The sequence below is a fragment of the Leifsonia poae genome, assembly GCF_050632865.1.
Lineage (GTDB): Bacteria > Actinomycetota > Actinomycetes > Actinomycetales > Microbacteriaceae > Leifsonia > Leifsonia poae_B.
The window spans coordinates 43053-68708 of sequence record NZ_JBODSA010000004.1 but is presented as its reverse complement, the minus strand read 5'-3'; the positions used below and the strand labels follow the sequence as shown (position 1 = coordinate 68708).

Sequence of the window (25656 nt, the reverse complement as noted above, 5' to 3'; positions counted from 1 at the left end):
GAACTCACCTTCGGGCGTAGAGTGCCCAGCGTGGGAGTCGACCCGAGCGCTGATGCCGCCGACGGCTGGGTCCGCCTCGGGCGACCGCCGTGGTGGACGCCCATCGTCTTCTTCCCTCCGACCCTGCTGGCGCTCATCCTCTCCGACATCGTCGTGGTGTCCGGGATCTCCCGGCATCCTGTCCCGTTTCTCGCCCGGGTGGGTATCGCATGCGCCGTCGGCGTCCTCGTGCTCGGGGCGACCGCGGTGATCAGCAGACTCCTCTCTCCGCCGACGATGGCGAACCTCGCGGACCGTGAGCTCAAGGCCGGGCGCAGGGTCGCATCCTTTGCGGACATCACCCAAGCGAAGCTCCGAGCGGGCACGACCCGCCGGCGACGGTCGATCGCCGTCGAGTTGAAGACGGACCACGGGTTCCGGGCGACGGTCGTGCTCCGCGCGCCCAGTGGACGGCTCCGGACAGACCGCGAGGCGGCCGTGCTCCGGGAGGTGGTCGAACGCTCGTCGATCAGGATGCCGACCTCCCCGGACGACCCGCGCGGCGCCTTCGCGCGGTACAACTTCCCGGACAACCTCACCAAGGAGGACACCCTCGCTCTGATCGAGAAGCCGCCGGATGTCGGGGACCCCCTTCCGATCGCCTCGCGCACCTGAAGCAGTCGGATCGAATACCTCTTGTTCTCCCCGCCGGGAGGCACCAGGATGAAGCGGTGCCTGCACGACGCCTGAGGAGACCTGCCGCCGCTCTGATCGCCGCGGTTGCGGCCGTCGCCGTCCTCGCCGGCTGCGTACCGGTAGCGGCGACCGCGGGGAGTCGTCCGCATCGCTCGGCGACCGCCACCGCCCGGCCGACCTCGTCGCCGCCTTCGACCACCTCGCCCCCGGCGCCGTCGACACCTTCCCAGGCGCCGGCCGCGCCGAGCCTCCCGCCGCAGCCCGCGCCGTACCTCACCCCCGTCCCAGCGGGCACCGTCGTCGCGCAGGGCGATGTCGCTTCACCGAAGGGCAGCATCCACTTCCACTACCGGATGGTCTCCAACGGCGACAACACCTACTCCGCGCAGTACTCGGGCTTCATGAACACCGCGCCCATCCCGGTCTCGGTCACCCTCCTCGACGTGCCGCCGCGCGTGGGCGACGGCGTGACGTTCCACGGCATGGGCGACCACGTCCTCGGCGGGCCGACGACCGCGCCGGCGGCCCCGTCATCGGCCAACATCGGGGCGGCGCCCTCCGACCTCATCGCCCTGGTCACGTACTCGTCGGTGGCCAGCGGCGACGGCGTCCCGGTCGAGCTCGGCCCGGGCAAGGTCCTCGCGGTGGACACGGTCCACTGGTCGGTGCCGCCGCGGCAGACGAATGTGCACCCGGTCGACGGGGAGCGCGTCCCTCGCCGGAGGCATGGTCACCGCCACCACGCCGTCCGGCGCGCCCGCGAGCTACCGCGTGGGACACGGCGATCTGCCCGGCTACGTCGCCGAGCGCTTCGGCATCACGCTGCAGGACCTGCTGTGGCTGAACCCGTCCCAGGCGGCCTTCGACGCGCACGGGAACCTCTACGAGGACGCGATCCTCAACCTGGACCCGGAGGCCCTACCGAGGTGAGTTCATGACGATCCTCCACGTGGCGCATCGCTCGGACTGGGATGCGGCGCTCCAGGCGGGCGATTACCGCACGTCGACGCGTGGGCGCGACGGCGGGGTGATCCTCGACACCGAGGGCAGGTTCCGTGTCTCGGACCGATGACGTCACCGTCCGTCCTGCACGGACGGAGGAGTGGTCCGCGGTCGGGGGCCTGCGGTGGGACTCGCTTCTCGAAGCGGGCGGCGTGCCGGACTGCTCCCGGGAGGATTTCGCCGAGCGGTTCGCCGAGTGGGCGGCCACGCATGGCGGTCACGAGTGCTTTGTGGCGGTCGCGGACGACCAGGTGGTCGGCATGATGTGGCTGGCGGTGATGGATCGGGTCCCCAGCGCGCGCCGCTTCGAGCGGGCGTCCGGCGACCTGCAATGCGCCTTCGTCGTCCCCGATCGGCGCAACGCGGGGATCGGAGGCCGGCTCATCGGCGCCGTGCTGGCACGCGCAGCGGAACTCGGGCTCGAGCGGGTGACGGTGCACAGCAGTCCGCGTGCCATCCCGGTCTACGAACGGCACGGCTTCACCTCGGCGGACGATCGGCTGCTGCACGCCTGGGTTGCCCACGTCGACGGCTACACCGCGTGACAGACGGTGCCGCCCGAATCTGAACGATCGTTAAGGCCCCTCCTCCGCAGCGGCTGAGAGGGACTGGCGCTCGGAGCGCGGTGAGCGTACAACTCGTCGGGCTCACGCTCGATCGACCCGGAGGATCCATTTGCACACGGCCATCCCACTGCTCGACGCATCCACATGGCTGCACGCCTTCGGACCGTGGGTGCTCGTCGGCATCGCGGTCGTGGTGTTCATCGAATCGGGCATCCTCTTCCCGTTCCTGCCGGGCGACTCGCTGCTGATCACTGCGGCCATCCTGGCGCCCCAGCTCGGTATCGCGCCGTGGCAGATCGCCCTCGTCGCGATCGTGGCGGCGTTCCTCGGCGACCAGGCGGGCTACTGGCTCGGCAAGCGGTTCGGACGGCGCCTGTTCAAACCGGACGCGCGCGTGCTGAAGACCGAACGGCTCGAGGCCGCCGAGGCCTTCTTCGCCCGCTACGGCGGTCCGTCGCTGGTGCTCGGCCGCTTCGTCCCGTTCGTGCGCACCTACGTCCCGCTCTCGGCCGGCATCGCGAACATGCGCTACCGCCGCTTCCTGCTCTGGAACGCTCTCGGCGGCGTCAGCTGGGTCGTCGTGATGGTGCTGCTGGGCGTTCTTCTCGGCGGCATCCCGTTCATCGCGAACAACATCGACGTCCTGATGATCGTGGTCGTCGCGATCTCGGTCGCGCCGATCGTGATCAGTGCGCTCCGGCGACGGCGGCGCGCCCGGGCGCAGGCGGAGGCCGCGGACCGGCAATCCGCTTGACGGAGCGCCCGAAAACGGAACACTCGACAATCGAGCGATCACTGCCTCCGAAAAGGGGATTGTCATCCTTGCTTCTGGTCCGGGAGGCTTCCTGCCAGGAGTCCGATCGGAGCATGCGGATGAGCGAGACGAGCGACCCAGAAGACAGCCACTGGGACGCGCTGCTGATAGCTCTGAATCTTGTAATCGGCGTGCTAGCCACGTCTGTGGGATTACTCCTCGGGCTGGAGGGAGACGGTTGCAATGAAGAGTTCGGCAACGCCAATTGCAACTTCCCCACCTACATGGCCTTTTTTTGGATCGCGATCCTGTTTCCGGCAGCGACTGTCGCCGTGGCAACGGCGCTGCGCTTCACCACTCTGAGGGGCCGCCGGTCCGGACGGATCGTCCTGGCACTGTGCTCGCCTTTCGTGATCGGCACCAGCGCCCTCTGGGTAGCCCTTGCCTCGTACGCGGCAGGGATGCGGTAACGCAGAGCAGGGTGCGCAGCCTACGCGTCCGCAGGCCACAAGCTGTACCCCGTGTAATTCCGGCTGCATTCGAACGCCAGCTCGCACAAGACGTCATGTGATGGCCCCCGGGAAAACAAAAAACCCCCGGCGTGACCGGGGGTTTCTCTGCGGTGGGCGATACCAGACTCGAACTGATGACCTCTTCCGTGTGAAGGAAGCGCGCTACCAACTGCGCCAATCGCCCGTCGCACAGCCAAGCGGCTGCGAGTTCCGATACTAGCCGACTCGGAGGGTCCAACGCACATCGACGCGGGCGCGGCGGACGACACACCCGGCGGGCGTCATCGGTTTTGTCTTGGGCGCGCGGATCGGCTAGAGTCTTTCAAGTGCCGCAGGGAACTGCGGAACGAAATGCGGATGTAGCGCAGTTGGTAGCGCATCACCTTGCCAAGGTGAGGGTCGCGAGTTCGAGTCTCGTCATCCGCTCGAGTCGGCCCGGTCTACGGATCGGGCCTCTCGGGTACGGTACGGTTCTTCCGTGTTGTGGCGTTCGGTGGATTGGCCGAGAGGCGAGGCAGCGGCCTGCAAAGCCGTATACACGGGTTCGAATCCCGTATCCACCTCGATTCTGAGCTCCTGAGTTCAGACTCGGGCGATTGGCGCAGCGGTAGCGCGCTTCCCTGACACGGAAGAGGTCACTGGTTCGATCCCAGTATCGCCCACCACAAGAAAAGGCCCCTGACCGGGGCCTTTTTCGTATCCAGACGGTAACGTGTGCGCATGTTCTCTACGACCTTGAGCTCCGGCGCCAGCCTCCGACCGTTGGAGCCGTGGCGCGCTGAGGAGTTCGCCGCCCACCTGGACCGCGCACGGGAGCACATCCGGCCCTGGGTGGGTCCGTCGTTCGTCACAGTGGATGTGGCGGGCGCCCGCGCCACCCTCGGCCTTTACGCCGAACGCGCTGCCCGGGACGGCGCAGGCATCTACGGGATCTGGGCCGAGGGCGTCCTCGTCGGCGGCGTCATGTTCGTGGAGTTCTCTCCGGCGACGGGCGTGTTCGAGATCGGATGCTGGCTCGAACCCGACGGCGAGGGGCACGGGCACATCACGAGTGCCGTCCGGGAACTGCTCGCGTACGCCTTCGACGAGCGCGGGATGCACCGCGCCGAGTGGAGGTGCCGCAGCGACAACCACAGGAGCTCGGCGGTCGCCCGTCGTCTGGGCATGACGCTCGAGGGCGTCCTCCGCGAAGCGTGGCCGGTGGGCGACGTCTTCTACGACAAACAGGTCTGGTCGCTTCTGGCGTCCGAATGGCGGGTGGCGTCAGCCGCCCAGGTGCGCGACCATCATGATCGACACGAGCACGCCGGGTAGCTCGACGCCGAGCTTCGTCACGGCGCGCGCCGGCGGTTCGGACGCGAAGACTTCGGCGTAGGCCTCGTTCATGCCGCCGAAGTGCGCGGGATTCGTGAGCAGCACCGTGGCCTGCGCGACGTCCGCCAAGCTCCCGCCCGCGGCCGCGATGACCGCTTCGCAGTTGCGCAGCGCCTGGAGCGTCTGAGCCTGAATCGTCGCTCCGGCGAGCTCTTTCGTCGCCGGGTCGGTGCCCGTCATTCCGGACACGTAGACGGTCTGGCCGACCCGGACACCCTGACTGAAGAAGGGAGACGCAGGCGCGTTGCTCGTCGTGATGACCTGCTTCGCCATGCGCCGACTGTACTGCGCGGTCAGGGAGTGGAGAAGCGCCTACGTCAGTCGACCATCGGCGCGACGGTGATGCGCATCACCGTCTTGCTCTTCCCGATGTGGCGCTCGAAGGTGAACCCCGCCTTCTCGAACATCGCCCGCGTGCCGTTGTGGAGGAAGGACGACGACGTCCTCTTCCCCGGGGCGAGCTCGTTGGGGAACGAGACCACCTCGCCTCCGCCGGCCCGGGCGATCAGCTCGAGCGCCCCATCCAACGCCTCCCGCGCGACCCCGACGCGACGGTGGTCGCGATCGACGAAGAAGCACGTGATCCGCCACGGCGCGGGCCGGGACTCGCCCGCGTCGTACTGCTTGCGGTGGTAGATGTTCGGCAGTTCGTCGGGACTGCCGTACTCGCACCACGCGATGGCGTCCTCGCCGTCGAAGACGAGCGCGGCGTGCGCGACGCCCTCCTCCACGAGGCGCTTCTTGAACGTGGGGCCGTCGTACTCGCGCTTGACGGTGTCCGCCGTGTCGCCGTGGAAGTACGAGCAGTAGCACCCGCCCCAGACGCCGTTGTGCTTCTGCGCGAGCGCCAGCCAGGCCGGGAAGGTCTCCGGGGTCAAAGGCTTGATCACATGCTGAGCCGTCACATCCACGGCAATCCCTTCGCCACCACCGACCTCGCCGCCCGGGACCCCGACTGCAGCGCCCCCTGGATCGACGGCGAGTCGCGGTGGTCGCCGGCGAGGTGCAGCCCGGGACCGATCCGGGCGGGGGATGCGCGCCGCAGGGGCGGGGGCAGCGCAGGGAGGGCGTGCGGGATGTCATCCCGGCGGAGGAGCTGCCACGACGCCGAAGCCGGGCCGTACAGGCGTGCGAGCTGGGCCCGTACGCCGCTCTCGCCGGCGGCCTGCCCGGGATCCCACAGGCAGGTCGCCTGCACCAGATGCCGGCCGGGCGGGGCCGCCTCGGGGATCGTGGCCGAGATCGCCAGCGCGTTGACGATCGGGCCCTGGCGGGCTCCGTCGAGTGTCAGGAAGCGGGAGGACGGGGCGTCGTCCGCCGCGAACCACCACGTCTGCAACCCGCGGGTGGCGGGCACGGGCACGTCGACCAGCCCGTCCAGGGCTTCGGCGCCGACGGCGACGACGACATCGCGCGCGGCCAGAGTCCCACTGGGCGCGTCCACCTCCCAACGAGCATCCCTCCGGCGTAGCCCGCTGACCGGGTGCGCGACCCGGATATCGGCTCCCGCCGCACGAGCACGCGCCGCCAGCGCCCGCGGGAGCGCCGAGATCCCGTCGCGAGGCAGCCCCGCCGCCGCTGGGAGGAACGATCGCGCGAGGAGACGCACGTAGGCGTCGGAGGTCGACTCCGACGAATCCGCGACGACCCCGGTGAAGAACGGTGACAGCACCTCGGTGCGAAGCGGGCCGGTGAGTCCCGCTGCGTCCCATCCCTGTGCGACGGTGCGGTCGGGGCGGGCGACCGTGGCGTGTGGCCGGAGGGCGATCGGTCCCAGCCACCGGGCGAGGGCGGCCAGGTCACGAGGGGTCAGTAGGCCACTCGTGAGCGTCGCCGGAAGGAGGCGAGGATGCCGCAGCGGGTGCGCGAGCGTGGCCATCGACCCGTCGGGTCGGCGCACCCGGACCGCGGTCGGGAAGGCGGCGACCGAGAGGCGGGAGACGTCGACGGCCGCGCGGACGGCCGGGTAGGCGGTGTTCAGCACGTGGAATCCGCGGTCGAGGGTGAAACCGTCGACGCGGTCGGTCTGCTGACGGCCTCCGACACGATCGGCGGCCTCCAGGACCACCACCTCCCGGCCCTGCTCCGCAAGCGAGGCGGCGCACCGCAAACCCGCCAGCCCGGCGCCGATCACGACCACGTCATGCGTCTGCATGAGCCGAGTGTAGGAGCAGAGCGCGGGGGCGCAAGGGCAGACGGCTCAGCCTTCGGCGGGCGCCTGCGCCTCCCGCGCGCCCGCCCGCTCCCGGCGCCGCGCTCGGTGGATGCGGTACTCGCGCACCGTCAGCACCACGATGAGGATGTCGAACGCCGTCAGCGCGGCCAGACCCCAGGTGAAGTGCCGCACCAGCTCGAACGCCTGCCAGCCGATGAACGCGACCAGGAACCCGATCAGCCACGGATACGCCCACAGCTTGTCACGGAGTACGGCGACCACCAGGAACACCTTCACGACGCCGTGGACCAGGAGGTAGACCGCGCCGAACAGCGTCGCCGACACGCTGAGATTCCCCGTGTAGCCGAGCAGCCAGTGGGCGACCGGATCGTGGGGGTCCTCCCGGAGCTCGTGCCGGGTCAACGCACGGGCGGCCGCCTCGAGCTGGGCGGGCGACACCAGGAGCAGCGCCACGCCCGCCACCAGCTCGATGACGCCGTCCAGGCCCTTCAGCACCAGCGTCACGACGAAGGTGCGGTCGAGGAGGGATCGGGAGGTCGCCACGTCCCGAACCCTACGCGCCCGGAGCTCCGGCACCAGTGGGGCCGCAGCGTCCCATCTGAACGGTTTCTCAGACAGAGTTCTTGGTCCGCCTCCACCCGGCGTTGTTGGATCGAAGGGCGCCGACCAGCGCGCATCCCGCATCGATGAAAGGACATCATGCGCACCACTTCGAGAACCCTCAGGGCCGCAGCCGTCACCGCCGGCGCGGCCCTTCTCTTGCTGCGGCGGCAGCGACGCCTGCCGCAGCAGCCCCGGGCAGGAACGCCCTGCCGGGGAGTCAGCCCGCGTGGGCGAACGCCAAGGCGCTCCGCTCCGCGGCCCCCGCCGGGGACCCGGTCGACATCCGCGTGTACCTGCCGTGGCGCAACGCCGACGCGGCCGCAGCGACCGCCCTCGCGGTCTCCACGCCCGGCTCGTCGTCCTACCGGAAGTACCTCACCCCGCAGGCGTTCCGCCAGCAGTTCGCGCCGAGCCAGTCGAGCGTCGTCGCGGTGCAGCAGTTCCTCCGCGGCGCGGGGTTCAGCATCGTCGACACGCCCTCGAACAACCGCTACGTGTCCGCGGAGGGCACGGTGGCGCAGGCGCAGAGCGCATTCGGCGTGACACTCGGCGAGTACAGCGCGTACGGCACCAAGCTTCGGGCGCCGGAGTCGGCGGTCACCGTCCCGTCGTCGCTGGCCGGAATCGTGGAGAGCGTCGCGGGCCTCGACCAGGGCGCGTCGCTCATCCAGCCGACGAACACCACGGGCAACGGCAACGCGCCGAAGCAGAACCACGGCGCTCCGTCGGTGGGCTTCCGCGCCGGGCAGCCGTGCTCGCTCTGGTACGGCGAGAAGACGGTCTCGATGCCGAACGCCCCCGCGTACGGGACGACGACCAAGCCGATCGCGCCGTGCGGCTACACGCCCGCTCAGGTGCGCGGACTGTACGGCCTCGACCAGGTGGCCGCGGACGGCAGCGGCCAGACGGTCGCCTTCGTCGGCGCCAACGCGAGCCCGACCCTGGTTCAGGATGTGACGAAGTACAGCAGCCTGCACAACCTGCCCGCGCCGAAGATCACCCAGCTGGTCGCGCCCGGTGTGTACAAGCACCCGGACACCCCGCAGCAGGTCCCCGGCGACTACTACGGCGAGGAGACCCTGGACGCGGAGGCCATCCACACGACGGCGCCCGGCGCGAGCCTGCTCTACGTCGCGTCCGCGAACGCGCGTCAGGACTTCGACGCGTCCGTCAACCACATCGTGGACAAGCACCTCGCGAGCATCCTCTCGATCAGCTATGGGTTCGCGGGTGAGGCGGTGCCGCAGGGCTTCGTCAACAGCCTGAACAACACGTTCATCGAGGCCGCCGCGACCGGTGTCGGCGTGTTCGTCTCCAGCGGCGACTCCGGCGATGAAGTGGGCAACTTCGGCACGCCGACCGTCGACTTCTACGCCGACAGCCCGTTCGTGACCGCGGTCGGCGGATCCTCGGCGTCCGTGGTCCCCACGGGCACCGCTCCGGCGCTGAGCTACGCCGCCATCGACGACCCGGCCTCGCCGCTGAACCACAGCGGGTGGAAGCGTTCGTTCGAGGTCGGCTGGCAGACGGGGCTCGACCCGGTGACGCCGACGCCCACTGACCACATCTCCAGTGCGCCGTACCAGCTGAACGGCAAATTCACCCTTCCGCTGCCCGGGACGTTCAACGGCGGCGGGGGAGGCGGCGTGAGCCGTCTGTTCGCGCAGCCCGCCTACCAGGCGGCCGCGGTGGGCTCCTCCTCGGGACGACTGGTGCCGGACATCAGCGCGCTCGCCGACCCGAACACCGGCCTGCTGGTCGGCCAGACGCAGGCGTTCAGCAACGGGACGTACTACGACGAGTACCGCATCGGCGGCACCTCGGTCGCGGCGCCGCTGACCGCGGGAATCGCGGCCGTGGCCAACCAGGTCGCCGGGGCGCCGCTCGGGTTCCTCAACCCGCGCATCTACGCGGCGTACAAGGCCGGCGGATCGGCGTTCTACGACGTCGACCAGGCCGACCTGTTCGGGACGGGCGTGAACGCGCCGCTCCCGTCGGTGCTCCGGGTCAACTACGTCGACAGCGAGAGCGCTGCGGGCGGACTGAGCTACAGCCTCCGGACGCAGGAGTCGCCGAGCCAGACGCTCCACAGCACCAAGGGCTACGACACCGCGACCGGAGTCGGGACGCCCAACGGCCCGGCTTTCTTCGCCGGACTCACCAAGTAGCGCACGACACGAGGGCCGTGTCTCCCGTCCGCTGGGCGGGGGACACGGCCCTCAGTGTGTCGTCAGTCGTCAGACCTCAGCCGACGTAGCAGACGCCGAGCGAGTTCACGTCCGCGCTCAGAGCGTCCGTACCTCCGACCACCTTCATCGACGTGGTGCCCAGGCGGACCAGCTGGTCGCCGACCGTACGCGGCACGCAACCGCTGTTGCTGAGCAGGAGCGGCTTGGGCACAGAGCCCGCGGCTGCGGCGGCGACGAGGGCGTCCGGCCAGTTCACGCCCGACGCGATGTAGACGTTCGGGCCGCCGTTCGCCCCGAAGGCGGTGGCGGTGATCTGCGTGCTGGTCTCGAAGCGGGACGAGCCGCCGATCCGGGTGACTGTGATCCCCGCGGACTGCGCGCCCTGAGCCCACAGCGGGGAGACGACGCTCGTACCGCCGACGATCGTCACCTGCTTGATGGAGCGCGCCGACAGGAATGCCTGGGTGCCCGCGTCGAGGTTCGGGGTGCCGACCAGGAGGAGCGGTGCGCCCAGCTTGGCGGCGACGGGGCCGGCCGAGAGGGCGTCGGCGAAGCCGAACCCGCTCGCCACGTACGCCTTCGTCGCGTTCGGGAAGGCGTAGGCCGCGATCCGCTGCGCCGTCTCGTAGCGGTCGCTTCCGCCCAGGCGGGTGACCGGCGCGACGGAGGAGAGCTGTGCGGCGGCGGCGTCGCCGACCGCGTTCGGGCCACCGACGACCACGATCTTCTGCGGCTTCAGCCGCTGCACCTCGGTCAGGGTGGCGGACGGGACGCTGGAGCTCGTCGTCAGCAGCACCGGTCCGCGCTGGGCCGCGGCCGCGGGGGCGGCGGCGAGGGCGTCGGGGTAGTCGAGCCCGGAGGCGATGTAGACGACCGGCACGCCCGCGTTCGGGTAGCGGTCCTGCGAGATCGCGACGGCGGTGGCGAAGCGGTCGGACCCGGTCAGGCGCTGCGCCGCCGGGGCGGTCGCCGTCGCCGGGGAGATGAACGCGGTCTTGCAGCCCAGCGAGCTGTTGCCCGCGCGGTCGCCCGGCAGCGCGATCACGGTGATGCACGCTCCGTACTGCCCGTATCCTGCCCACGGCGTGGTGATCGAGAAGCCGTGCGTCCCACCCGCTGCGGGATAGGCCGCTCCGACGTCCGGACGCGACAGGTTGGCGGTTCCGGTCGTCGTCGTGTTCCCGGCGGGCGTGCTCCACGAGACCTGGATCTGGACGGCCGACGCGAGGTTCGTCAGGTCGAACGCCCATCCCGTCACGCGGAACGGCTGGCCGGAGGTGACGGTCGCGGTGTCGTACGCGCCGACCGGCGGGTGGCTGTTCGCGCCGAACGCGAAGGCCTGCAACTGGGCATAGTTGCCGTTGAAGATGTCCTGGTCACCCGCGAACACGCCGGAGCTCGCGAACTGCCACATGGTCCAGTTCAGCCAGCTGGCCGGCAGCGCACCCGGGGTGGAGGTGCCGTAGCGGGCGACGAACAGCGGGTAGGCGCCGAAGGTGTTGTTGGAGCCGGTGCACTGGTTCCACCAGTTGGCGGTGGAGTAGATGGCCGGCTCGATGCCGGTGAGGGCCTTCATGGTGCCGACGAAGTCGCGGATCCACTGGCTCATCGCAGCCGGGGAGAGACCCCAGCAGGTGCCGCTGCCGTCGGTCGCGTACTCGATGTCGAGCAGCGGCGGGAGGGTCCGGCCGTCCGGCGCCCACGTGCCGCCGTGCGCGACGAAGTAGCGGGCCTGCGTCGCGCCGTCCGTCGTGTTCGGGGTGGCGAAGTGATAGGCGCCGCGGATCATCCCGACGTTGGTCGCGCCGGCCCACTGCGACGGGAAGTGGGAGCTCACGTAATCGGTGCTCTCGCTCGACTTGATGTAGACGAACCGGGCGCCGTTGGCCCACATCGCGTTCCAGTCGACCGTCGGCTGCCAGCCGCTCACGTCCATCCCGAGGACGCCGCCGACGCCGAGGGACGCCTTCGGCGTGATCGTGCGGGCGCCGGCCGCCGGGCCCTCGACGGCCTCGATGGTGGAGCCCATCGCGTGGTCGCCGGCGGCGTTCTGCACGGCGAGGCTCGGGTCGGCCGCGGGCGTCGACGTCGACGGTGCGGGGGAGGCGGGGGCAGCGGGCTCCGCAGGCGCGGCCTGGTCCGCGGAGGCGGCCGGGTCCGCGGGCGCCGCCGGGTCAGCGGTGGGCGCAGGCGTGCCGGTGGGCGCCGGCGTGCTGGTGGCTGTGGGAGTCGGCTCCGGTTCCGGCGTTGCAGCCAGAGCGGGAGAGGCTCCGATGAGGGACAGGAGCAGGGCTCCGGTCGTCGCAAGGGTACCGATTCTCATGATGGACATCCGCTCGTGTGGGGGAGGTAGTGGTGTCCAGTCGGTCGGGTCCGTCCGGAAGCATTCGGGCAGGGCAGTACGGGCAGTCTACGACGGGCGCCCATGCGCGCGCATGCACCCGTATGGGCCACAAGAGGTGTCGCACTCCGGCACCCGGCTAGAGTTGGAGGGTTCCCTGATGACCAGAACCCTAGGAGTGGACAGGTGGCCGACGGCTTCGAGCTCTTCACTGACCGTTCCGTTGTCGCGATGCGCGTCAACGGCGAGCTGAAGGACCTCGCGACCACCGTCACGACGACCGACGTCGTCGAGCCGGTCACCATCGACTCGCCCGACGGCCTCAACATCCTGCGTCACTCCACCGCGCACGTCCTCGCGCAGGCGGTCCAGGCGATCAACCCGGAGGCGAAGCTGGGCATCGGCCCGCCCATCACCGACGGCTTCTACTACGACTTCGACGTGCTCGAGTCCTTCACCCCGGAAGACCTGAAGGCGCTCGAGAAGGAGATGCAGCGCATCCAGCGGGCGGGCCAGCGGTTCGTCCGCCGGGTCGTCACCGACGACGAGGCGCGCGCCGAGCTCGCGGACGAGCCGTACAAGCTCGAGCTGATCGGCCTCAAGGGCGGCGTGCAGCACGGCGACACAGCCGCGTTCGACGAGAGCGAGAGCGTCGAGGTCGGCGGCGGCGAGCTGACGATCTACGACAACGTCGATCCGAAGACGGGCGAGACCGTCTGGAAGGATCTCTGCCGCGGCCCGCACCTCCCGAACACGCGCATGATCGGCAACGGCTGGGCGCTCACCCGCGTCGCCGCCGCCTACTGGCGCGGCAACGAGAAGAACAAGCAGCTGCAGCGCATCTACGGCACGGCGTGGCCCAGCAAGGACGAGCTGCGCGCGTACCAGACCCGCATGGAGGAGGCCGCCAAGCGCGACCACCGCAAGCTCGGCGCCGAGCTCGACCTGTTCTCCTTCCCCGACGAGATCGGCTCGGGCCTCGCGGTGTTCCACCCCAAGGGCGGGATCATCCGCAAGGAGATCGAGGACTACATGCGCGATCGCCTGATCGCGAACGGCTACGAGATGGTGAACACGCCGCACATCACCAAGGCGCACCTGTTCGAGACCAGCCAGCACCTCAACTGGTACAAGGAGGGCATGTTCCCCCCGATGCACCTCGACGAGGAGCGGGACGCCGACGGCAACATCACCCGGCAGGGGCAGGACTACTACCTCAAGCCGATGAACTGCCCGATGCACAACCTGATCTACCGGGCGCGCGGCCGCAGCTACCGCGAACTCCCGCTCCGCCTCTCGGAGTTCGGGACCGTGTACCGCTACGAGAAGTCGGGCACCCTGTCCGGCCTCACCCGCGTCCGCGGACTGACGCAGGACGACGCGCACATCTACGTGGCGGAAGACCAGATCAAGGACGAGGTCGCACGGCAGCTGGAGTTCGTGCTCGAGACCCTGCGCGGCTACGGCCTGACCGACTTCTACCTGGAGCTGTCGACCAAGGACCCGGACAAGTACGTCGGCAGCGACGAGTCGTGGGAGACCGCGACCGAGACACTGCGTCAGGTCGCGATCGAGTCCGGCCTCGAGCTCGTGGCCGACCCGGGCGGGGCGGCGTTCTACGGCCCGAAGATCTCGGTGCAGGCGCGCGACGCGATCGGCCGCACCTGGCAGCTGTCCACAGTGCAGCTGGACTTCAACCAGCCGGAGCTGTTCCAGCTGGAGTACAACGCCGCAGACGGCACGCGCAAGCAGCCGGCGATGATCCACCGGGCGCTGCTCGGCTCGATCGAGCGGTTCTTCGCCATCCTGCTGGAGCACTACGCCGGGGCGTTCCCGGTGTGGCTGTCGCCGCTGCAGGTGGTCGGCATCCCGGTCGCGGACCAGTACGCGCCGTTCCTCGACGACGTGATCGCGCGGCTCCGCGCCCGCGGCGTGCGCGCCGAGGTCGACCACTCCGACGACCGGATGCAGAAGAAGATCCGCACGCACACCAAGGCCAAGGTGCCGTTCCAGCTGATCGTCGGCGAGGAGGACGCGGCGGCGGGCACCGTCAGCTTCCGCTTCCGCGACGGCACGCAGCGCAACGGCGTGACGGTCGACGAGGCGATCGAGCGCATCGTCGAGAGCATCCGCTCCCATGAGCTGGTCGACACAGCATGGCACGACTGAACCTCGGTTCGTACGACGACGGCGGCGGCGCGGACGGAGCGGACGCTCCCGTCCGCGTCGACGACCCGTCGTACCTGGTCGGGGTGCCCGACGAGTTCCAGCGGCTCTGGACCCCGCACCGGATGGTCTACATCCAGCAGGGCGACCCCGGCCACGACGACTGCCCGTTCTGCGTCGCGCCCAGCATGAGCGACGAGGACGCGCTGATCGTCGCGCGCGGCACCCACGCGTACGCGCTGCTCAACCTGTTCCCATACAACAGCGGCCACCTTCTGGTCGTCCCGTACCGCCACATCGCCCTGTACGACGAGGCGACGCCGGAGGAGGTCGCCGAGATCGGCAGCATCACCCAGACGGCGATGCGCGTGATCCGCGAGGTGTCGCACAACGACGGCTTCAACATCGGCATGAATCAGGGTGCGGTCGCAGGCGCCGGCATCGCGGCCCACCTGCACCAGCACATCGTGCCGCGGTGGGCTCAGGATGCGAACTTCTTCCCGATCATCGCGCGCACGAAGGCGCTGCCCCAGCTGCTGGGCGAGGTCCGGCAGGCGATCGCCGACGCCTGGCCGAAGTCCTAGCGGACCTTCGTCACCGCGAACTGCTCGCGCGGGTGGGCGTAGGACTCCTGCGACTCGACGAGCTGCAGTTCGCGCTCACCGGACTCGAGGGTGCGGGTGAGCAGGTCGAAGACGCTCGACACGGTCTTGCGCAGCGCCAGCTCGGCGTCGCCGGTGCGGACGTAGTGTGCGGTGAACAGCGCCGCCGTCACGTCGCCGGAGCCGTTGGCCTTCATCGGGAGGCGCGGCGTCTGCACGAGCCACGCGCCCGCGCCGTCGACGGCCAGCATCTCGATCGTGTCGGCCGGCGCGTCCGGACGCTCGACACTCGTCACGAGCACCGTGCGCGGGCCCATCGCGCGCGCCGCATCCACCGACTCCAGGGTCGACTCCAGGGTGTCGGGCGACGTCTCGGTGAGGAAGCCGAGCTCGAACTGGTTCGGCGTGATGATGTCCGCGACCGGCACCACGCGCTCGCGCAGCAGCACCGGGATGGCCGGCGCGACGAAGCAGCCGGACTTCGCGTTGCCCATCACCGGGTCGCAGGCGTACACGGCGTTCGGGTTGGCGGCCTTGACGCGTGCGACCGCGTCGATGATGACGTCGCCGATGCCCTCGCTGCCCTGGTAGCCGGACAGAACCGCGTCGATCTGCCCCAGGACGCCGCGCTCCTCGATGCCCGTGATCACGTCGCGGACGTCGTCCGGTGCGATCAGCGGCCCGCGCCAGGCGCCGTAGCCGGTGTGGTTGGAGAAGTTGACCGTGTACACGGGCAGCACCTCGACGCCGATGCGCTGCAGCGGGAAGACGGCGGCGGAGTTGCCGACGTGACCGTAGGCGACCGCGGACTGGATCGAGAGGATCTTCATCCCTCGATCCTCTCATCCGATCGGGTGGTCACTTCACGGCGTCGGCCAGGTCGGCGACCAGTCGTTCGGTCTCGTCCTCGTCCAGGTCGTGCACGGTCAGTCGCAGATGCCGGGAGGGCGCGGGATGCTCGCCGAGCACGAACTCGTCGCCGGTGCGGGCGAGCCAGCCGCGCCGCATCAGCTTGTCGGCGACGACCCGCGCCTCGACCGGCAGTTCGACCCACAGGTTGAGGCCGTCGCGGGCCTCGGTGGGCAGACCGCGCTCGGTCAGGCGCGCGGCGAAGGCGGCGTTGCGCTCGGCGTAGTGGCGACCGGCCGCCTCCACCTGCGCGACTACGGCGTCGTCTGTCAGCTGCGCGAGCACGAGGCGCTGCAGGATGTGGCTGACCCAGGTCGTCCCGGGGAGAGCCGGAACGCGAGCCGTTCGGCCGTCTCGGGGTCGGTCGCGGCGACGGCCAGGCACATGTCCGGCCCGAGCGATTTCGACACGGAGCGGACCAGCGCGTACCGCCGGTGCTCCGGTCCGATCAGGGTCTCGTAGGGCCGCTGCGACAGCATGGAGAAGTGGTCGTCCTCGATCACGAGCACGTAGGGATGGTCGGCCAGCACCGTGCGCAGGGCTGCGGCACGGGCGGGGGAGAGCGTCGCCCCGGTCGGGTTCTGCGCGCGCGGAGTGCAGATGACGGCGCGGACGCCCGCGTCGAGCGCGGCGCGCAGGCCCTCGACGGTCATGCCCTCCGCATCCACTGGCACCGGGACGGCGCGGTAGCCGCCCAGCCGGACGGTGTGGATGCTCGCCAGGAAACACGGGTCCTCCAGGGCGACCGCGTCGTCGCGGAGCAGGGCCTGCGCGAGCAGCCGCTCGACCGCATCCACCGCTCCGTTGGTGACCGTGATGCGCACCGGGCGGTCGGGGAGGTCGGCGCTGATCCACGCCAGCGCGCGCTCCTCGAGCGCCGGGTCGATGACCGGCTCGCCGTAGAGGACCGGACGGCCGATGGCCGACGCGAGCGCGCCAGAGAGGTCGGGGATGCGCGCCGGGTCGGGGTTGCCCGTCCCGATGTCGCGCAGCACGCTGTCGGGCGCGTAGCCCTCCTGCGCGACCGCGGTGACGCCGGCGACGACCGTGCCCGCCCGGCCGCGCGCGGTGACGACGCCGGCCTGTGCGAGCAGGCGGTAGGCGGCGACGGCGGTGTTGCGGTTGACGCCGAGCTGCGCGGCGAGCTCGCGGACGGGAGGAAGGGCATCCCCGGTCCGCAGCGCGCCGCGTTCGTGCAGCGCGCGCACGCTCGCCGCGATCTCGGACGCCGTGGCGCCCGTGATGGTCTGCTGGTCCATGTCCCTCCCGAGGCTCCGAGTCTATCGAGCGGCGGCGACAGTGCTATCTTCGGCATAGGCCAAAACAGATTTCGTACCGCACGTTGCTGCGCGTACCGCACGAGAGGGCGACCATGACGGACAGCGAGCAGAGCACCATCGGATCGAGCCGGGTCAAGCGCGGCCTCGCCGAGATGCTGAAGGGCGGCGTCATCATGGACGTCGTCACCCCCGAGCAGGCGCGCATCGCCGAGGACGCCGGCGCGGTCGCCGTCATGGCGCTGGAGCGCGTCCCCGCCGACATCCGCGCGCAGGGCGGCGTCGCCCGCATGAGCGACCCGGACCTGATCGAGGCGATCATCGCCGAGGTGTCCATCCCGGTCATGGCGAAGGCGCGCATCGGCCACTTCGTCGAGGCCCAGGTGCTGCAGGCGCTGGATGTGGACTACATCGACGAGTCGGAGGTGCTGTCGCCCGCCGACTACGTCAACCACATCGACAAGTGGCAGTTCACCGTCCCCTTCGTCTGCGGCGCGACCAACCTCGGCGAGGCGCTGCGCCGCATCAACGAGGGCGCGGCGATGATCCGCTCGAAGGGCGAGGCGGGCACCGGCGACGTGTCGGAGGCGACCAAGCACATCCGCAAGATCACCTCGGAGATCAACGCGCTGAAGTCGATGACCAAGGACGAGCTGTACGTCGCGGCCAAGGAGCTGCAGGCGCCGTACGAGCTGGTGCGCGAGATCGCCGAGACCGGCAAGCTCCCGGTCGTGCTGTTCACGGCGGGCGGCGTCGCCACCCCGGCCGACGCGGCGATGATGATGCAGCTCGGCGCGGACGGCGTGTTCGTCGGCTCCGGCATCTTCAAGTCGGGCAACCCGGCGCAGCGTGCGGCCGCGATCGTCAAGGCGACGACGTTCTACGACGACCCGTCGGTCATCGCGGAGGTGTCGCGCGGCCTCGGCGAGGCCATGGTCGGCATCAACGTCGGCGACCTCCCCGCCCCGCACCGCCTGGCCGAGCGTGGCTGGTAACGGACAGAAGGTCGGCGTCCTCGCCCTGCAGGGCGACTTCCGCGAACACCTCGTGGTCCTGCGCGGCCTGGGCGCCGACGCGGTCCCGGTGCGTCGGCCGACCGAGCTCGACGAGATCGGCGGCCTGGTCATCCCGGGCGGCGAGTCGAGCGTGATGGACAAGCTGTCGCGCACCTTCGGCCTGGCCGAGCCGCTGCGCGATGCGATCACGGGCGGCCTGCCGGTCTACGGCACGTGCGCCGGCCTGATCATGCTGGCCGACCGCATCCTCGACGGCATCGCCGGTCAGCAGAGCCTCGGCGGTCTGGATGTATCGGTGCGGCGCAACGCGTTCGGCTCCCAGGTGGACTCGTTCGAGACCGACCTCGACATCCCCGCCGTGGGCGACGAGCCGATGCACGCCGTGTTCATCCGCGCCCCCATCGTGGAGGAGGTCGGCCCGGCCGCGACCGCCCTCGCCCGCGTGGCCGACGGCCGGGTCGTCGCCGTGGAGCAGGGCAACCTGATCGGGACGTCGTTCCACCCCGAGATCACGGGGGACACGCGCTTCCACGAGTACTTCCTGTCCAAGGTGCGCGACGCCGCCAGGCTGGCCGCGTGAAGCTGATCGTCCTGCGCGGCCCCTCCGGGTCGGGCAAGTCGACGGTCGCGCGGATGCTGCGGGACCGGCTCGGCAGCGGGATCGCGCTCGTGCAGCAGGATCAGCTCGGCCGGACCGTGCTCGGGCGGCGACTCACCGATGACGGTGCGAGCGCCGGCCTGGTCGACGCGCTGACGCGGGCCGCGCTCGCCGCTGCGCCGGCCGTGCTGCTGGAAGGCATCCTGTCCACCGAACGGTATGGGGATGTCCTGCGCGGTCTCCGCGGTCTCCGGGACGTCGAGTCCTGGTTCTATCGCTTCGAGCTGCCGTTCGCGGTGACCGCCGAGCGGCATACGACCCGCGACAAGGCGGGGTCGTTCGGCGAGGACGAACTGCGCCGGTGGTGGCGCGGGAGTGATCCCCTCCTCGAGATTGACGGGTCGCCGCTCGAGCAGCCGGTCGACGCGGCCGTGAGCGCCGAGGCGTTGGTCGAGCGCATCATCGCCGAGGCGGGACTGACCGCCGGCGACCTTCCCGCCTAGCGAGCGTCGGTGGGGGAGGGCGGCGGCGAGTCGTCCTACAATGGTCAGGATCTTCAGACGTACGACGAGGGAGCACCAGTGTCCGGGCATTCCAAGTGGGCAACGACCAAGCACAAGAAGGCGGTGATCGACGCCCGCCGCGCGAAGTCCTTCGCCAAGCTCATCAAGAACATCGAGGTCGCGGCGAAGACCGGCGGCGCCGACCTGTCCGGCAACCCGACGCTCGTCGACGCGGTCCAGAAGGCCAAGAAGACCTCGGTCCCCAACGACAACATCGACCGCGCCATCAAGCGCGGGGCCGGCCTCACCGGTGAGTCGATCGACTACACGACGATCATGTACGAGGGCTACGGCCCGGGCGGCGTCGCCCTCCTGATCGAGTGCCTGACCGAGAACAAGAACCGCGCGGCCGCCGAGGTGCGCACGGCGATGACCCGCAACGGCGGCACCATGGCCGACCCGGGCAGCGTCGCGTACAACTTCCACCGCAAGGGCGTCATCGTGGTGCCGCACGCCGACGGCGTGGATGAGGACACCGTCCTCACCGCGGTGCTCGACGCGGGCGCGGAAGAGGTCACCGACCGCGGCGAGAGCTTCGAGGTGCTGACCGAGGCGTCCGACCTGGTCGCCGCGCGCACCGCGCTGCAGGAGGCCGGCATCGACTACGACTCCGCCGACGCCGAGTTCGTCGCCACGGTCAACGTCGAGGCCGACGTCGAGGTCGCCCGCAAGGTCTTCCGCCTGATCGACGCGCTGGAGGACTCGGACGACGTGCAGAACGTCTACACCAACCTCGACATCAGCCCCGAGGTGCAGGCGCAGCTCGACGACGACGACGAGTAGGCCGAGGCCGTGACGATCCGGGTGCTCGGTATCGACCCGGGTCTGACGCGCTGCGGCGTCGGGATCGTGGACGTGCGCCCCGACCGCCGCGCGACCCTGGTCGACGTCACCGTCATCCGGACGCCGCCCGGCATGGCGCTCGAGGAGCGGCTGCTCGCCGTGGGCACCGGGATCGAGGCGCTGCTCGACGAGCACGGCCCCGCTGTGGTCGCGATCGAGCGCGTCTTCGCACAGCACAACCTGCGGACCGTCATGGGCACGGCCCAGGTGAGCGGCGTCGCGCTGCACTCCGCCGCCAAGCGCGGTCTCCCGGTCGGGCTGCACACGCCGAGCGAGGTCAAGGCGGCGATCACCGGCTACGGCTCCGCCGACAAGAAGCAGGTGCAGACGATGGTCGCGCGCATCCTCGGACTCGACGAGGCGCCGAAGCCGGCGGACGCGGCGGACGCGCTCGCCATCGCGATCTGCCACGCCTGGCGCGGCGGCCCGGTCGCGCCGGACGCCGGGGGAGCGGCCGGTTCGCTCACGCCCGCGCAGGCCGCGTGGCGCGCCGCGGAGCGCTCCAGCCGAGCGTCGGCGGCTCCCCGTAGGCTTGCACGGTGATCTCCTCCCTCCGCGGCACCGTCCTCTCGGCTGTCGGCGGCACCGCCGTCATCGAGGTCGGCGGCGTCGGCTTCTCCGTGCAGTGCACGCCTGACCACGTGCTCTCGCTGCGCACCGGTGAGGAGGCGTTCCTCCACACCTCGCTCATCGTGCGGGAAGATGCGCTGCAGCTGTTCGGCTTCGCCGATCGGGAGCAGCTGGAGGTCTTCGAACTGCTCAACGGCGTCTCCGGCGTCGGCCCGAAGTCGGCGATCGGCGTTCTCTCGGTGCTGTCGCCGGACGACATCGCCGCCGCGGTCACCGCGGACGACGACGCGCCGTTCCGCAAGGTGTCCGGAATCGGTCCTAAGACGGCGAAGCTCATCGTCGTGTCGCTGACCGGCAAGCTGGCGGCCGCACGGCGTCCGGCTCCGGTCGCGAAGAGGGCCGGCGCCCCGTCGTCGGTCGCCGACAGCGTGCTCGTCGCGCTCGTGGGGCTCGGCTGGCCGGAGCGCATCGCCTCCGACGCCGTCGCCGAGGTGGTCGCCGACACAGCCGAGTCCGAGCGCGACAGCGTCCAGACGCTGCTGCGGCTGACGCTCGCCCGCCTCGGCCCGGCGCAGCAGGCGGCGCGATGAGCGACGACCTGACCACGCCCGAGCTCGAATCGGAGTCCGAGCTCGCCTTCGAGGGCGCCCTCCGGCCGCGCAACCTCGCCGAGTTCGTCGGCCAGGCGAAGGTCCGCGGGCAGCTGCAGCTGCTGCTCACGGCCGCCCGGATGCAGGAGCGCACGGCCGATCACATCCTGCTCGCGGGCCCTCCGGGGCTCGGCAAGACGACCCTCGCGATGATCGTCGCCCACGAGAGCGGCCGGCCGCTGCGCCTGTCGAGCGGACCGGCGATCCAGCACGCGGGCGATCTCGCCGCGCTGCTGTCGTCGCTGACGCCCGGAGAAGTGCTGTTCATCGACGAGATCCATCGCATGGCGCGCTCGGCGGAGGAGATGCTGTACCTCGCGATGGAGGACTTCCGCATCGACATCATGGTCGGCAAGGGAGCGGGCGCCACGTCCATCCCGCTCGACCTTGCGCCGTTCACGCTGGTCGGCGCCACGACCCGCTCCGGCCTGTTGCCGAACCCTCTGCGTGACCGCTTCGGCTTCACCGCCCACCTCGAGTTCTACGACGACGCCGAGCTGACGCAGGTGCTGTCGCGCGCGGCCGCGATGCTGGAGTTCGACATCGACCGCGAGGCGCTGGCCGAGATCGCCGGCCGCTGCCGCGGCACCCCGCGCATCGCCAACCGGCTGCTGCGGCGGGTGCGCGACTACGCGCTCGTGCACGGCGGCCGGGGTGACGTGGATGCGGTACGCGCGGCGCTCGAACTGTACGACGTCGACCCGCTCGGGCTCGACCGTCTCGACCGGGCCGTCCTGCACGCGATCCTCGAGCGCTTCGACGGCGGACCGGTCGGCCTGAGCACCCTCGCGGTCTCTGTCGGCGAAGAGGCCGAGACGATAGAATCGGTGGTCGAACCGTTCCTCGTGCGCATCGGTCTCCTGTCCCGGACCCCGCGTGGGCGGGTGGCGACGCCGGCGGCGTGGCGGCACCTGGGGATCCCCAGCCGGGGGCAGGGCTCCTCCCAGCCTCCGACGCTGATCGATGACATATAATCCAACCTGGCCGTTCGGCCAACCCCTTGCCCCCCATTGAAAGGTTCGGCAAAGCCTCATGGCCTTTGACCCGTTGACCATCCTGATGGTCGTCATCCTGGCGGCCCTCGTCTTCTTCATGTTCCGGAACAGCCGGAAGCGCCGCAAGGAGCAGGAGGAGACCCGTTCCAAGATGGTGCCCGGCGCCGAGGTCATGACGAACTTCGGCCTGTACGGCACCCTCCTGTCGGTGAACGAGGACGACAACTCGGCCGTCATCGAGACGAGCCCCGGCCACACCGTCAAGGTGCACCGCCAGGTGCTCGCCCGCGTGGTCGAGCCGAAGGACGCCGTCGACGCGACCGAGACCGGCGACGCCGCCGCGCCGGCCGTCGAGCTCAACGAGGACCACGCCATCCCGGCCGACGGCACCGAGGCCGCGACTCCGGAGTACGGTGAGCGCCTCGACGACGCGTCCAAGAAGCGCTCGCAGAACGACGACTGACACATTCCCTGTGCTCCGGCGCCCGACCGCGCCGGAGCACTCGTAGAAAGCTGAGTACCTAGGTGGCAAAGTCGACCCCGGTCAAGAAAGCCTGGCGTTCGCTGACGTGGCTCGGCGTCATCGTGGTGGTGCTCCTCGGCACCCTCACGGCCGGCGTCCTGTTCAGCAATGCGACGTGGCTGCCCAAGCTCGCGCTCGACCTCGAGGGCGGGACGCAGATCATCCTCGCCCCGCAGGTGGAGAACGGTCAGGCGGTCCAGCAGCAGCAGCTCGACCAGGCGGTCTCGATCATCCGGCAGCGCATCGACGCGTCCGGCGTGTCCGAGGCGCAGATCTCGACCGAGGGATCGCGCAACATCGTCGTCTCGCTGCCGGGCAAGCCGGACCAGGCGACGCTCGACCGCGTGAAGTCGTCCGCCCGCCTCGACTTCCGCCCGGTGCTCGTCGCCGGCGGCCCGACCAACGAGGTCGTCGGGGCCGACGGCAAGTCGACGCCCGCTCCGACGCCGGCCCCGGGTCTCCAGTCGACGCCGTCCACCAAGCCGACCAACGGCAGCGACCTCGCGTGGGTGACGCCGAAGCTCCAGGCGGAGTTCGACGCGTACGACTGCAAGGCGAACGCGAGCAAGACCTCCAGCTCGGCTCCGACCGATCAGCCGCTCATCACCTGTGACGACCAGAACCAGGTCAAGTACCTGCTGGGACCCGTCGAGGTGAAGGGCCAGGACATCAAGGACGCGTCGGCCGGGCTCGTACAGAGCTCGCAGGGCGTGACCACCGGCCAGTGGGCCGTCAACATCGTCTTCAACGACGCGGGCACCAAGGCGTTCTCGGACGTCACCACCCGCCTGGTCGCGCTGCAGGGCTCGCAGAACCAGTTCGCGATCGTGCTCGACGGCAAGGTCATCTCCGCGCCGACGACACAGGCGGCGATCACGGACGGCAAGCCGCAGATCACGGGTAACTTCACCGAGACGACGGCGAAGGCGCTCGCCGACCAGCTGAAGTTCGGCGCGCTGCCCTTCAGCTTCAAGGTGCAGAGCCAGGACACGATCTCGGCGACCCTCGGAACCTCGCAGCTCCTCAGCGGTCTGCTCGCGGGTCTGATCGGCCTCATCCTGGTCGGCATCTACACGTTCTTCCAGTACCGCCTACTCGGCTTCGTGACGATCTTCTCGCTCGTCGTCGCCGGCGTTCTGACCTGGCTCACGATCTCGTTGCTGTCGTGGCACTACGACTACCGCCTGTCGCTCGCCGGCGTCGCGGGTCTGATCGTCGCGATCGGCTTCACGGCCGACTCCTTCATCGTCTACTTCGAGCGAATACGAGACGAGTTGCGCGATGGGCGCGGTCTCGAGGGTGCCGTCGAGGCAGGCTGGGGACGCGCGCGGCGCACGATCTACGCGTCGAAGGCCACCAACCTGCTCGCCGCCATCGTGCTCTACGTGCTGACGGCCGCCAACGTGCGCGGTTTCGCGTTCACGCTGGGATTGACGACGATCATCGACGTCATCGTGGTGCTGCTCTTCACCCACCCGACCCTGCAGCTGCTGGCGCGCACGCGCTTCTTCAGCTCGGGGCACCCGCTCTCGGGCCTCGATCCTGAGGCGCTGGGCGCCGTGTACCGCGGTGCGGCGAAGTTCCGCACGCCGGCGGCGACCGTGGGCGCCGGAACGGCCGCTCGCAGCAGCAAGGAAGCGGCCCGCCGCCAGACGATCGCCGAGCGCAAGGCGGCGGAGCTCGCCGGCGCGTCGACGTCCTCCGATCGTGGCTCCGAGGGGAAGGACTCCTGATGGCCAGCCGTCTCGTCAAGTTCGGTAACGACCTCTACACCGGCGCCCGATCGATCGACTTCGTCGGCCGACGGAAGATCTGGTACACGATCGCCGCCGTCATGGTGGTGATCTCGATCCTGATCCCCGTGGTCAAGGGCGGGTTCAACTTCTCGATCGAGTTCCGTGGCGGCTCGCAGTTCCAGGTGAGCGACGTCTCGACCACCGACACCTCGAAGGCGCAGAGCGCGGTCGCGAGCGTCGTCCCCAATGCGGTGACGCACGTGAGCGTGGTGGGCAACAACGCCGTCCGCGTCCAGACCGACCAGCTCTCCGAGTCGCAGACCCGCGAGGTGTCGGACGCGCTGGCGAAGTCCTACGACGTGGACCCGTCGGAGGTCTCGGCGACCTTCATCGGCCCCTCGTGGGGTGCGGACGTGACGCAGCAGACCATCCAGGGCCTCGTCGTCTTCCTGCTCCTGGCGTTCATCGCCATGGCCCTGTACTTCCGCACCTGGAAGATGTCGGCCGCCGCGATCATCTCGCTGTTCCACGACCTGATCATCACCGCGGGCGTGTACGCGCTCGTCGGCTTCGAGATCTCGCCGGCGACGATGATCGGCTTCCTGACCATCCTCGGGTACTCGCTCTACGACACCGTCGTGGTGTTCGACAAGGTGCGTGAGAACACCAAGGAAGAGCTGGAGCTGACCCGTCGGACCTTCGCCGAGTCGGTGAACCTCGCGGTCAACCAGACCCTGGTGCGCTCGATCAACACCGCCGTGGTCGCGGTGCTGCCGGTCGCGTCCATCCTCTTCATCGGCGCCTACGCCCTCGGTGCGGCGACGTTGCGCGACATCTCGCTCGCGCTGCTCATCGGCATCATCGTCGGCACGTACTCCACCATCTTCCTGGCGGCGCCGATGTACTCGCAGTTCCGCGAGAAGGAGCCGGCGATCCGCAAGCACGACCAGAAGGTCCTCTCGATCCGGCCCAAGGCCGCGGTCAAGCGGGACGTCGTCGCGACGGCCGCGGAGTAG

27 protein-coding genes, 4 tRNA genes and 1 pseudogene are annotated in these 25656 nt (G+C 70.1%); 23 read left to right on the top strand and 9 right to left on the bottom strand.

Going from position 1 to position 25656, the window contains the following annotated elements:
• Nucleotides 1-30: 30 nt before the first annotated feature.
• Entirely contained in the window at nt 31-654 is a 624-nt protein-coding gene (locus tag ACRAWB_RS17955) for a hypothetical protein (RefSeq protein WP_431354601.1), read from the top strand.
• 397 nt (nt 655-1051) lie between these two features.
• Here the strand turns inward: ACRAWB_RS17955 and ACRAWB_RS17950 are convergent, their stop codons facing one another.
• A complete protein-coding gene (locus ACRAWB_RS17950; RefSeq protein WP_431354600.1) occupies nt 1052-1327 on the bottom strand; it encodes a hypothetical protein in 276 nt (91 codons plus the stop codon).
• Nucleotides 1328-1401: 74 nt separating this feature from the next.
• On the opposite strand from ACRAWB_RS17950, the gene ACRAWB_RS17945 reads away from it, so the two are divergent.
• The 5 genes from ACRAWB_RS17945 to ACRAWB_RS17925 all read left to right on the top strand — a co-directional run bounded on the left by ACRAWB_RS17945 (nt 1402) and on the right by ACRAWB_RS17925 (nt 3467).
• Nucleotides 1402-1605: a hypothetical protein gene (locus tag ACRAWB_RS17945; RefSeq protein ID WP_431354599.1), complete on the top strand. Its 204-nt coding sequence runs from the start codon at nt 1402-1404 to the stop codon at nt 1603-1605.
• Between the two features lie 4 nt (nt 1606-1609).
• A complete protein-coding gene (locus ACRAWB_RS17940; protein ID WP_431354598.1) occupies nt 1610-1747 on the top strand; it encodes a hypothetical protein in 138 nt (45 codons plus the stop codon).
• Entirely contained in the window at nt 1731-2222 is a 492-nt protein-coding gene (locus ACRAWB_RS17935; protein ID WP_431354597.1) for a GNAT family N-acetyltransferase, read from the top strand. The genes ACRAWB_RS17940 and ACRAWB_RS17935 overlap by 17 nt, the downstream gene beginning before the upstream one ends.
• Nucleotides 2223-2352: 130 nt before the next feature.
• Complete coding sequence (locus ACRAWB_RS17930; protein ID WP_431354596.1) at nt 2353-2997, top strand: DedA family protein; 645 nt, start codon at nt 2353-2355, stop codon at nt 2995-2997.
• Nucleotides 2998-3116: 119 nt separating this feature from the next.
• Nucleotides 3117-3467 (top strand): hypothetical protein, encoded by a 351-nt coding sequence (locus ACRAWB_RS17925; RefSeq protein ID WP_431354595.1) that lies wholly within the window; start codon nt 3117-3119, stop codon nt 3465-3467.
• A 153-nt stretch (nt 3468-3620) separates the two neighbouring features.
• Here ACRAWB_RS17925 and ACRAWB_RS17920 read toward each other — a convergent pair.
• Nucleotides 3621-3693, bottom strand: a tRNA-Val gene (locus ACRAWB_RS17920).
• Between the two features lie 169 nt (nt 3694-3862).
• Between ACRAWB_RS17920 and ACRAWB_RS17915 the strand changes: the two genes are divergently transcribed.
• The 4 genes from ACRAWB_RS17915 (at nt 3863) to ACRAWB_RS17900 (ending at nt 4823) form a co-directional block, all read left to right on the top strand.
• Nucleotides 3863-3935: transfer RNA gene (locus ACRAWB_RS17915), tRNA-Gly, on the top strand.
• Between the two features lie 66 nt (nt 3936-4001).
• A tRNA-Cys gene (locus tag ACRAWB_RS17910) sits at nt 4002-4072 on the top strand.
• Nucleotides 4073-4099: 27 nt separating this feature from the next.
• Nucleotides 4100-4174, top strand: a tRNA-Val gene (locus tag ACRAWB_RS17905).
• A 55-nt stretch (nt 4175-4229) separates the two neighbouring features.
• Nucleotides 4230-4823: a GNAT family N-acetyltransferase gene (locus tag ACRAWB_RS17900; protein WP_431354594.1), complete on the top strand. Its 594-nt coding sequence runs from the start codon at nt 4230-4232 to the stop codon at nt 4821-4823.
• Here the strand turns inward: ACRAWB_RS17900 and ACRAWB_RS17895 are convergent.
• The 4 genes from ACRAWB_RS17895 to ACRAWB_RS17880 are packed head-to-tail and all read right to left on the bottom strand — an operon-like array spanning nt 4773 to nt 7602.
• Complete coding sequence (locus tag ACRAWB_RS17895) at nt 4773-5156, bottom strand: RidA family protein (protein ID WP_431354593.1); 384 nt, start codon at nt 5154-5156, stop codon at nt 4773-4775. The two genes, ACRAWB_RS17900 and ACRAWB_RS17895, sit on opposite strands and share 51 nt — an antisense overlap.
• Before the next feature lie 44 nt (nt 5157-5200).
• Nucleotides 5201-5794, bottom strand: coding sequence for a GNAT family N-acetyltransferase (locus tag ACRAWB_RS17890; RefSeq protein ID WP_431354592.1), 594 nt, complete (start codon nt 5792-5794; stop codon nt 5201-5203).
• Complete coding sequence (locus ACRAWB_RS17885) at nt 5785-7038, bottom strand: FAD-dependent oxidoreductase (protein WP_431354591.1); 1254 nt, start codon at nt 7036-7038, stop codon at nt 5785-5787. Before ACRAWB_RS17885 ends, ACRAWB_RS17890 begins: the two co-directional genes overlap by 10 nt.
• 45 nt (nt 7039-7083) lie before the next feature.
• Nucleotides 7084-7602: a DUF2127 domain-containing protein gene (locus tag ACRAWB_RS17880; protein ID WP_431354590.1), complete on the bottom strand. Its 519-nt coding sequence runs from the start codon at nt 7600-7602 to the stop codon at nt 7084-7086.
• 143 nt (nt 7603-7745) lie between these two features.
• Between ACRAWB_RS17880 and ACRAWB_RS17875 the strand changes: the two genes are divergently transcribed.
• Nucleotides 7746-9830, top strand: a complete 2085-nt coding sequence (locus tag ACRAWB_RS17875; protein ID WP_431354589.1) for a S53 family peptidase — start codon at nt 7746-7748, stop codon at nt 9828-9830.
• 76 nt (nt 9831-9906) lie between these two features.
• Here the strand turns inward: ACRAWB_RS17875 and ACRAWB_RS17870 are convergent, their stop codons facing one another.
• Complete coding sequence (locus ACRAWB_RS17870) at nt 9907-12174, bottom strand: cell wall-binding repeat-containing protein (RefSeq protein ID WP_431354588.1); 2268 nt, start codon at nt 12172-12174, stop codon at nt 9907-9909.
• Between the two features lie 204 nt (nt 12175-12378).
• On the opposite strand from ACRAWB_RS17870, the gene thrS reads away from it, so the two are divergent.
• Nucleotides 12379-14361 carry a threonine--tRNA ligase gene (gene thrS, locus ACRAWB_RS17865; protein ID WP_431354587.1) on the top strand — a complete coding sequence of 661 codons (1983 nt, stop codon included), beginning with the start codon at nt 12379-12381 and terminating at the stop codon, nt 14359-14361.
• Complete coding sequence (locus ACRAWB_RS17860) at nt 14349-14942, top strand: HIT family protein (RefSeq protein WP_431354586.1); 594 nt, start codon at nt 14349-14351, stop codon at nt 14940-14942. The genes thrS and ACRAWB_RS17860 overlap by 13 nt, the downstream gene beginning before the upstream one ends.
• Here the strand turns inward: ACRAWB_RS17860 and pdxY are convergent.
• Nucleotides 14939-15790 carry a pyridoxal kinase PdxY gene (pdxY, locus tag ACRAWB_RS17855; RefSeq protein WP_431354585.1) on the bottom strand — a complete coding sequence of 284 codons (852 nt, stop codon included), beginning with the start codon at nt 15788-15790 and terminating at the stop codon, nt 14939-14941. The genes ACRAWB_RS17860 and pdxY overlap by 4 nt on opposite strands.
• 28 nt (nt 15791-15818) lie before the next feature.
• A pseudogene (locus ACRAWB_RS17850) lies at nt 15819-17128 on the bottom strand (aminotransferase class I/II-fold pyridoxal phosphate-dependent enzyme).
• A gap of 113 nt (nt 17129-17241) precedes the next feature.
• On the opposite strand from ACRAWB_RS17850, the gene pdxS reads away from it, so the two are divergent.
• The 10 genes from pdxS (at nt 17242) to secF (ending at nt 25656) form a co-directional block, all read left to right on the top strand.
• Nucleotides 17242-18141 carry a pyridoxal 5'-phosphate synthase lyase subunit PdxS gene (pdxS, locus tag ACRAWB_RS17845; protein WP_363809237.1) on the top strand — a complete coding sequence of 300 codons (900 nt, stop codon included), beginning with the start codon at nt 17242-17244 and terminating at the stop codon, nt 18139-18141.
• Nucleotides 18131-18742, top strand: coding sequence for a pyridoxal 5'-phosphate synthase glutaminase subunit PdxT (gene pdxT / locus ACRAWB_RS17840; protein WP_431354584.1), 612 nt, complete (start codon nt 18131-18133; stop codon nt 18740-18742). The genes pdxS and pdxT overlap by 11 nt, the downstream gene beginning before the upstream one ends.
• Nucleotides 18739-19263, top strand: a complete 525-nt coding sequence (locus tag ACRAWB_RS17835) for an AAA family ATPase (RefSeq protein ID WP_431354583.1) — start codon at nt 18739-18741, stop codon at nt 19261-19263. The genes pdxT and ACRAWB_RS17835 overlap by 4 nt, the downstream gene beginning before the upstream one ends.
• 78 nt (nt 19264-19341) lie before the next feature.
• Nucleotides 19342-20106: a YebC/PmpR family DNA-binding transcriptional regulator gene (locus tag ACRAWB_RS17830; RefSeq protein WP_431354582.1), complete on the top strand. Its 765-nt coding sequence runs from the start codon at nt 19342-19344 to the stop codon at nt 20104-20106.
• Between the two features lie 15 nt (nt 20107-20121).
• Complete coding sequence (gene ruvC, locus ACRAWB_RS17825; RefSeq protein WP_431354811.1) at nt 20122-20709, top strand: crossover junction endodeoxyribonuclease RuvC; 588 nt, start codon at nt 20122-20124, stop codon at nt 20707-20709.
• The gene (gene ruvA / locus ACRAWB_RS17820) at nt 20706-21326 is read left to right on the top strand and encodes a Holliday junction branch migration protein RuvA (protein WP_431354581.1); all 621 of its coding nucleotides are present in this window, start codon (nt 20706-20708) and stop codon (nt 21324-21326) included. Before ruvC ends, ruvA begins: the two co-directional genes overlap by 4 nt.
• On the top strand, nt 21323-22360 hold the full coding sequence (gene ruvB, locus ACRAWB_RS17815; protein ID WP_431354580.1) for a Holliday junction branch migration DNA helicase RuvB: 1038 nt from the start codon (nt 21323-21325) through the stop codon (nt 22358-22360). Before ruvA ends, ruvB begins: the two co-directional genes overlap by 4 nt.
• 58 nt (nt 22361-22418) lie before the next feature.
• Entirely contained in the window at nt 22419-22844 is a 426-nt protein-coding gene (yajC, locus tag ACRAWB_RS17810; RefSeq protein ID WP_431354579.1) for a preprotein translocase subunit YajC, read from the top strand.
• Between the two features lie 62 nt (nt 22845-22906).
• Nucleotides 22907-24637 carry a protein translocase subunit SecD gene (gene secD, locus ACRAWB_RS17805; RefSeq protein ID WP_431354578.1) on the top strand — a complete coding sequence of 577 codons (1731 nt, stop codon included), beginning with the start codon at nt 22907-22909 and terminating at the stop codon, nt 24635-24637.
• The gene (gene secF / locus ACRAWB_RS17800) at nt 24637-25656 is read left to right on the top strand and encodes a protein translocase subunit SecF (protein ID WP_431354577.1); all 1020 of its coding nucleotides are present in this window, start codon (nt 24637-24639) and stop codon (nt 25654-25656) included. Before secD ends, secF begins: the two co-directional genes overlap by 1 nt.

Excerpts from the sequence above, each read along its gene's own strand:
- ACRAWB_RS17945 (WP_431354599.1), top strand. The coding sequence starts at position 1,402 with ATGGTCACCGCCACCACGCCGTCCGGCGCGCCCGCGAGCTACCGCGTG.
- ACRAWB_RS17940 (WP_431354598.1), top strand. The coding sequence starts at position 1,610 with ATGACGATCCTCCACGTGGCGCATCGCTCGGACTGGGATGCGGCGCTC.
- ACRAWB_RS17925 (WP_431354595.1), top strand. The coding sequence starts at position 3,117 with ATGAGCGAGACGAGCGACCCAGAAGACAGCCACTGGGACGCGCTGCTG.
- ACRAWB_RS17900 (WP_431354594.1), top strand. The coding sequence starts at position 4,230 with ATGTTCTCTACGACCTTGAGCTCCGGCGCCAGCCTCCGACCGTTGGAG.
- ACRAWB_RS17895 (WP_431354593.1), bottom strand. The coding sequence starts at position 5,156 with ATGGCGAAGCAGGTCATCACGACGAGCAACGCGCCTGCGTCTCCCTTC.
- ACRAWB_RS17885 (WP_431354591.1), bottom strand. The coding sequence starts at position 7,038 with ATGCAGACGCATGACGTGGTCGTGATCGGCGCCGGGCTGGCGGGTTTG.
- ACRAWB_RS17875 (WP_431354589.1), top strand. The coding sequence starts at position 7,746 with ATGAAAGGACATCATGCGCACCACTTCGAGAACCCTCAGGGCCGCAGC.
- ACRAWB_RS17870 (WP_431354588.1), bottom strand. The coding sequence starts at position 12,174 with ATGAGAATCGGTACCCTTGCGACGACCGGAGCCCTGCTCCTGTCCCTC.
- ACRAWB_RS17860 (WP_431354586.1), top strand. The coding sequence starts at position 14,349 with ATGGCACGACTGAACCTCGGTTCGTACGACGACGGCGGCGGCGCGGAC.
- pdxY (WP_431354585.1), bottom strand. The coding sequence starts at position 15,790 with ATGAAGATCCTCTCGATCCAGTCCGCGGTCGCCTACGGTCACGTCGGC.
- pdxS (WP_363809237.1), top strand. The coding sequence starts at position 17,242 with ATGACGGACAGCGAGCAGAGCACCATCGGATCGAGCCGGGTCAAGCGC.
- ruvB (WP_431354580.1), top strand. The coding sequence starts at position 21,323 with ATGAGCGACGACCTGACCACGCCCGAGCTCGAATCGGAGTCCGAGCTC.
- yajC (WP_431354579.1), top strand. The coding sequence starts at position 22,419 with ATGGCCTTTGACCCGTTGACCATCCTGATGGTCGTCATCCTGGCGGCC.
- secF (WP_431354577.1), top strand. The coding sequence starts at position 24,637 with ATGGCCAGCCGTCTCGTCAAGTTCGGTAACGACCTCTACACCGGCGCC.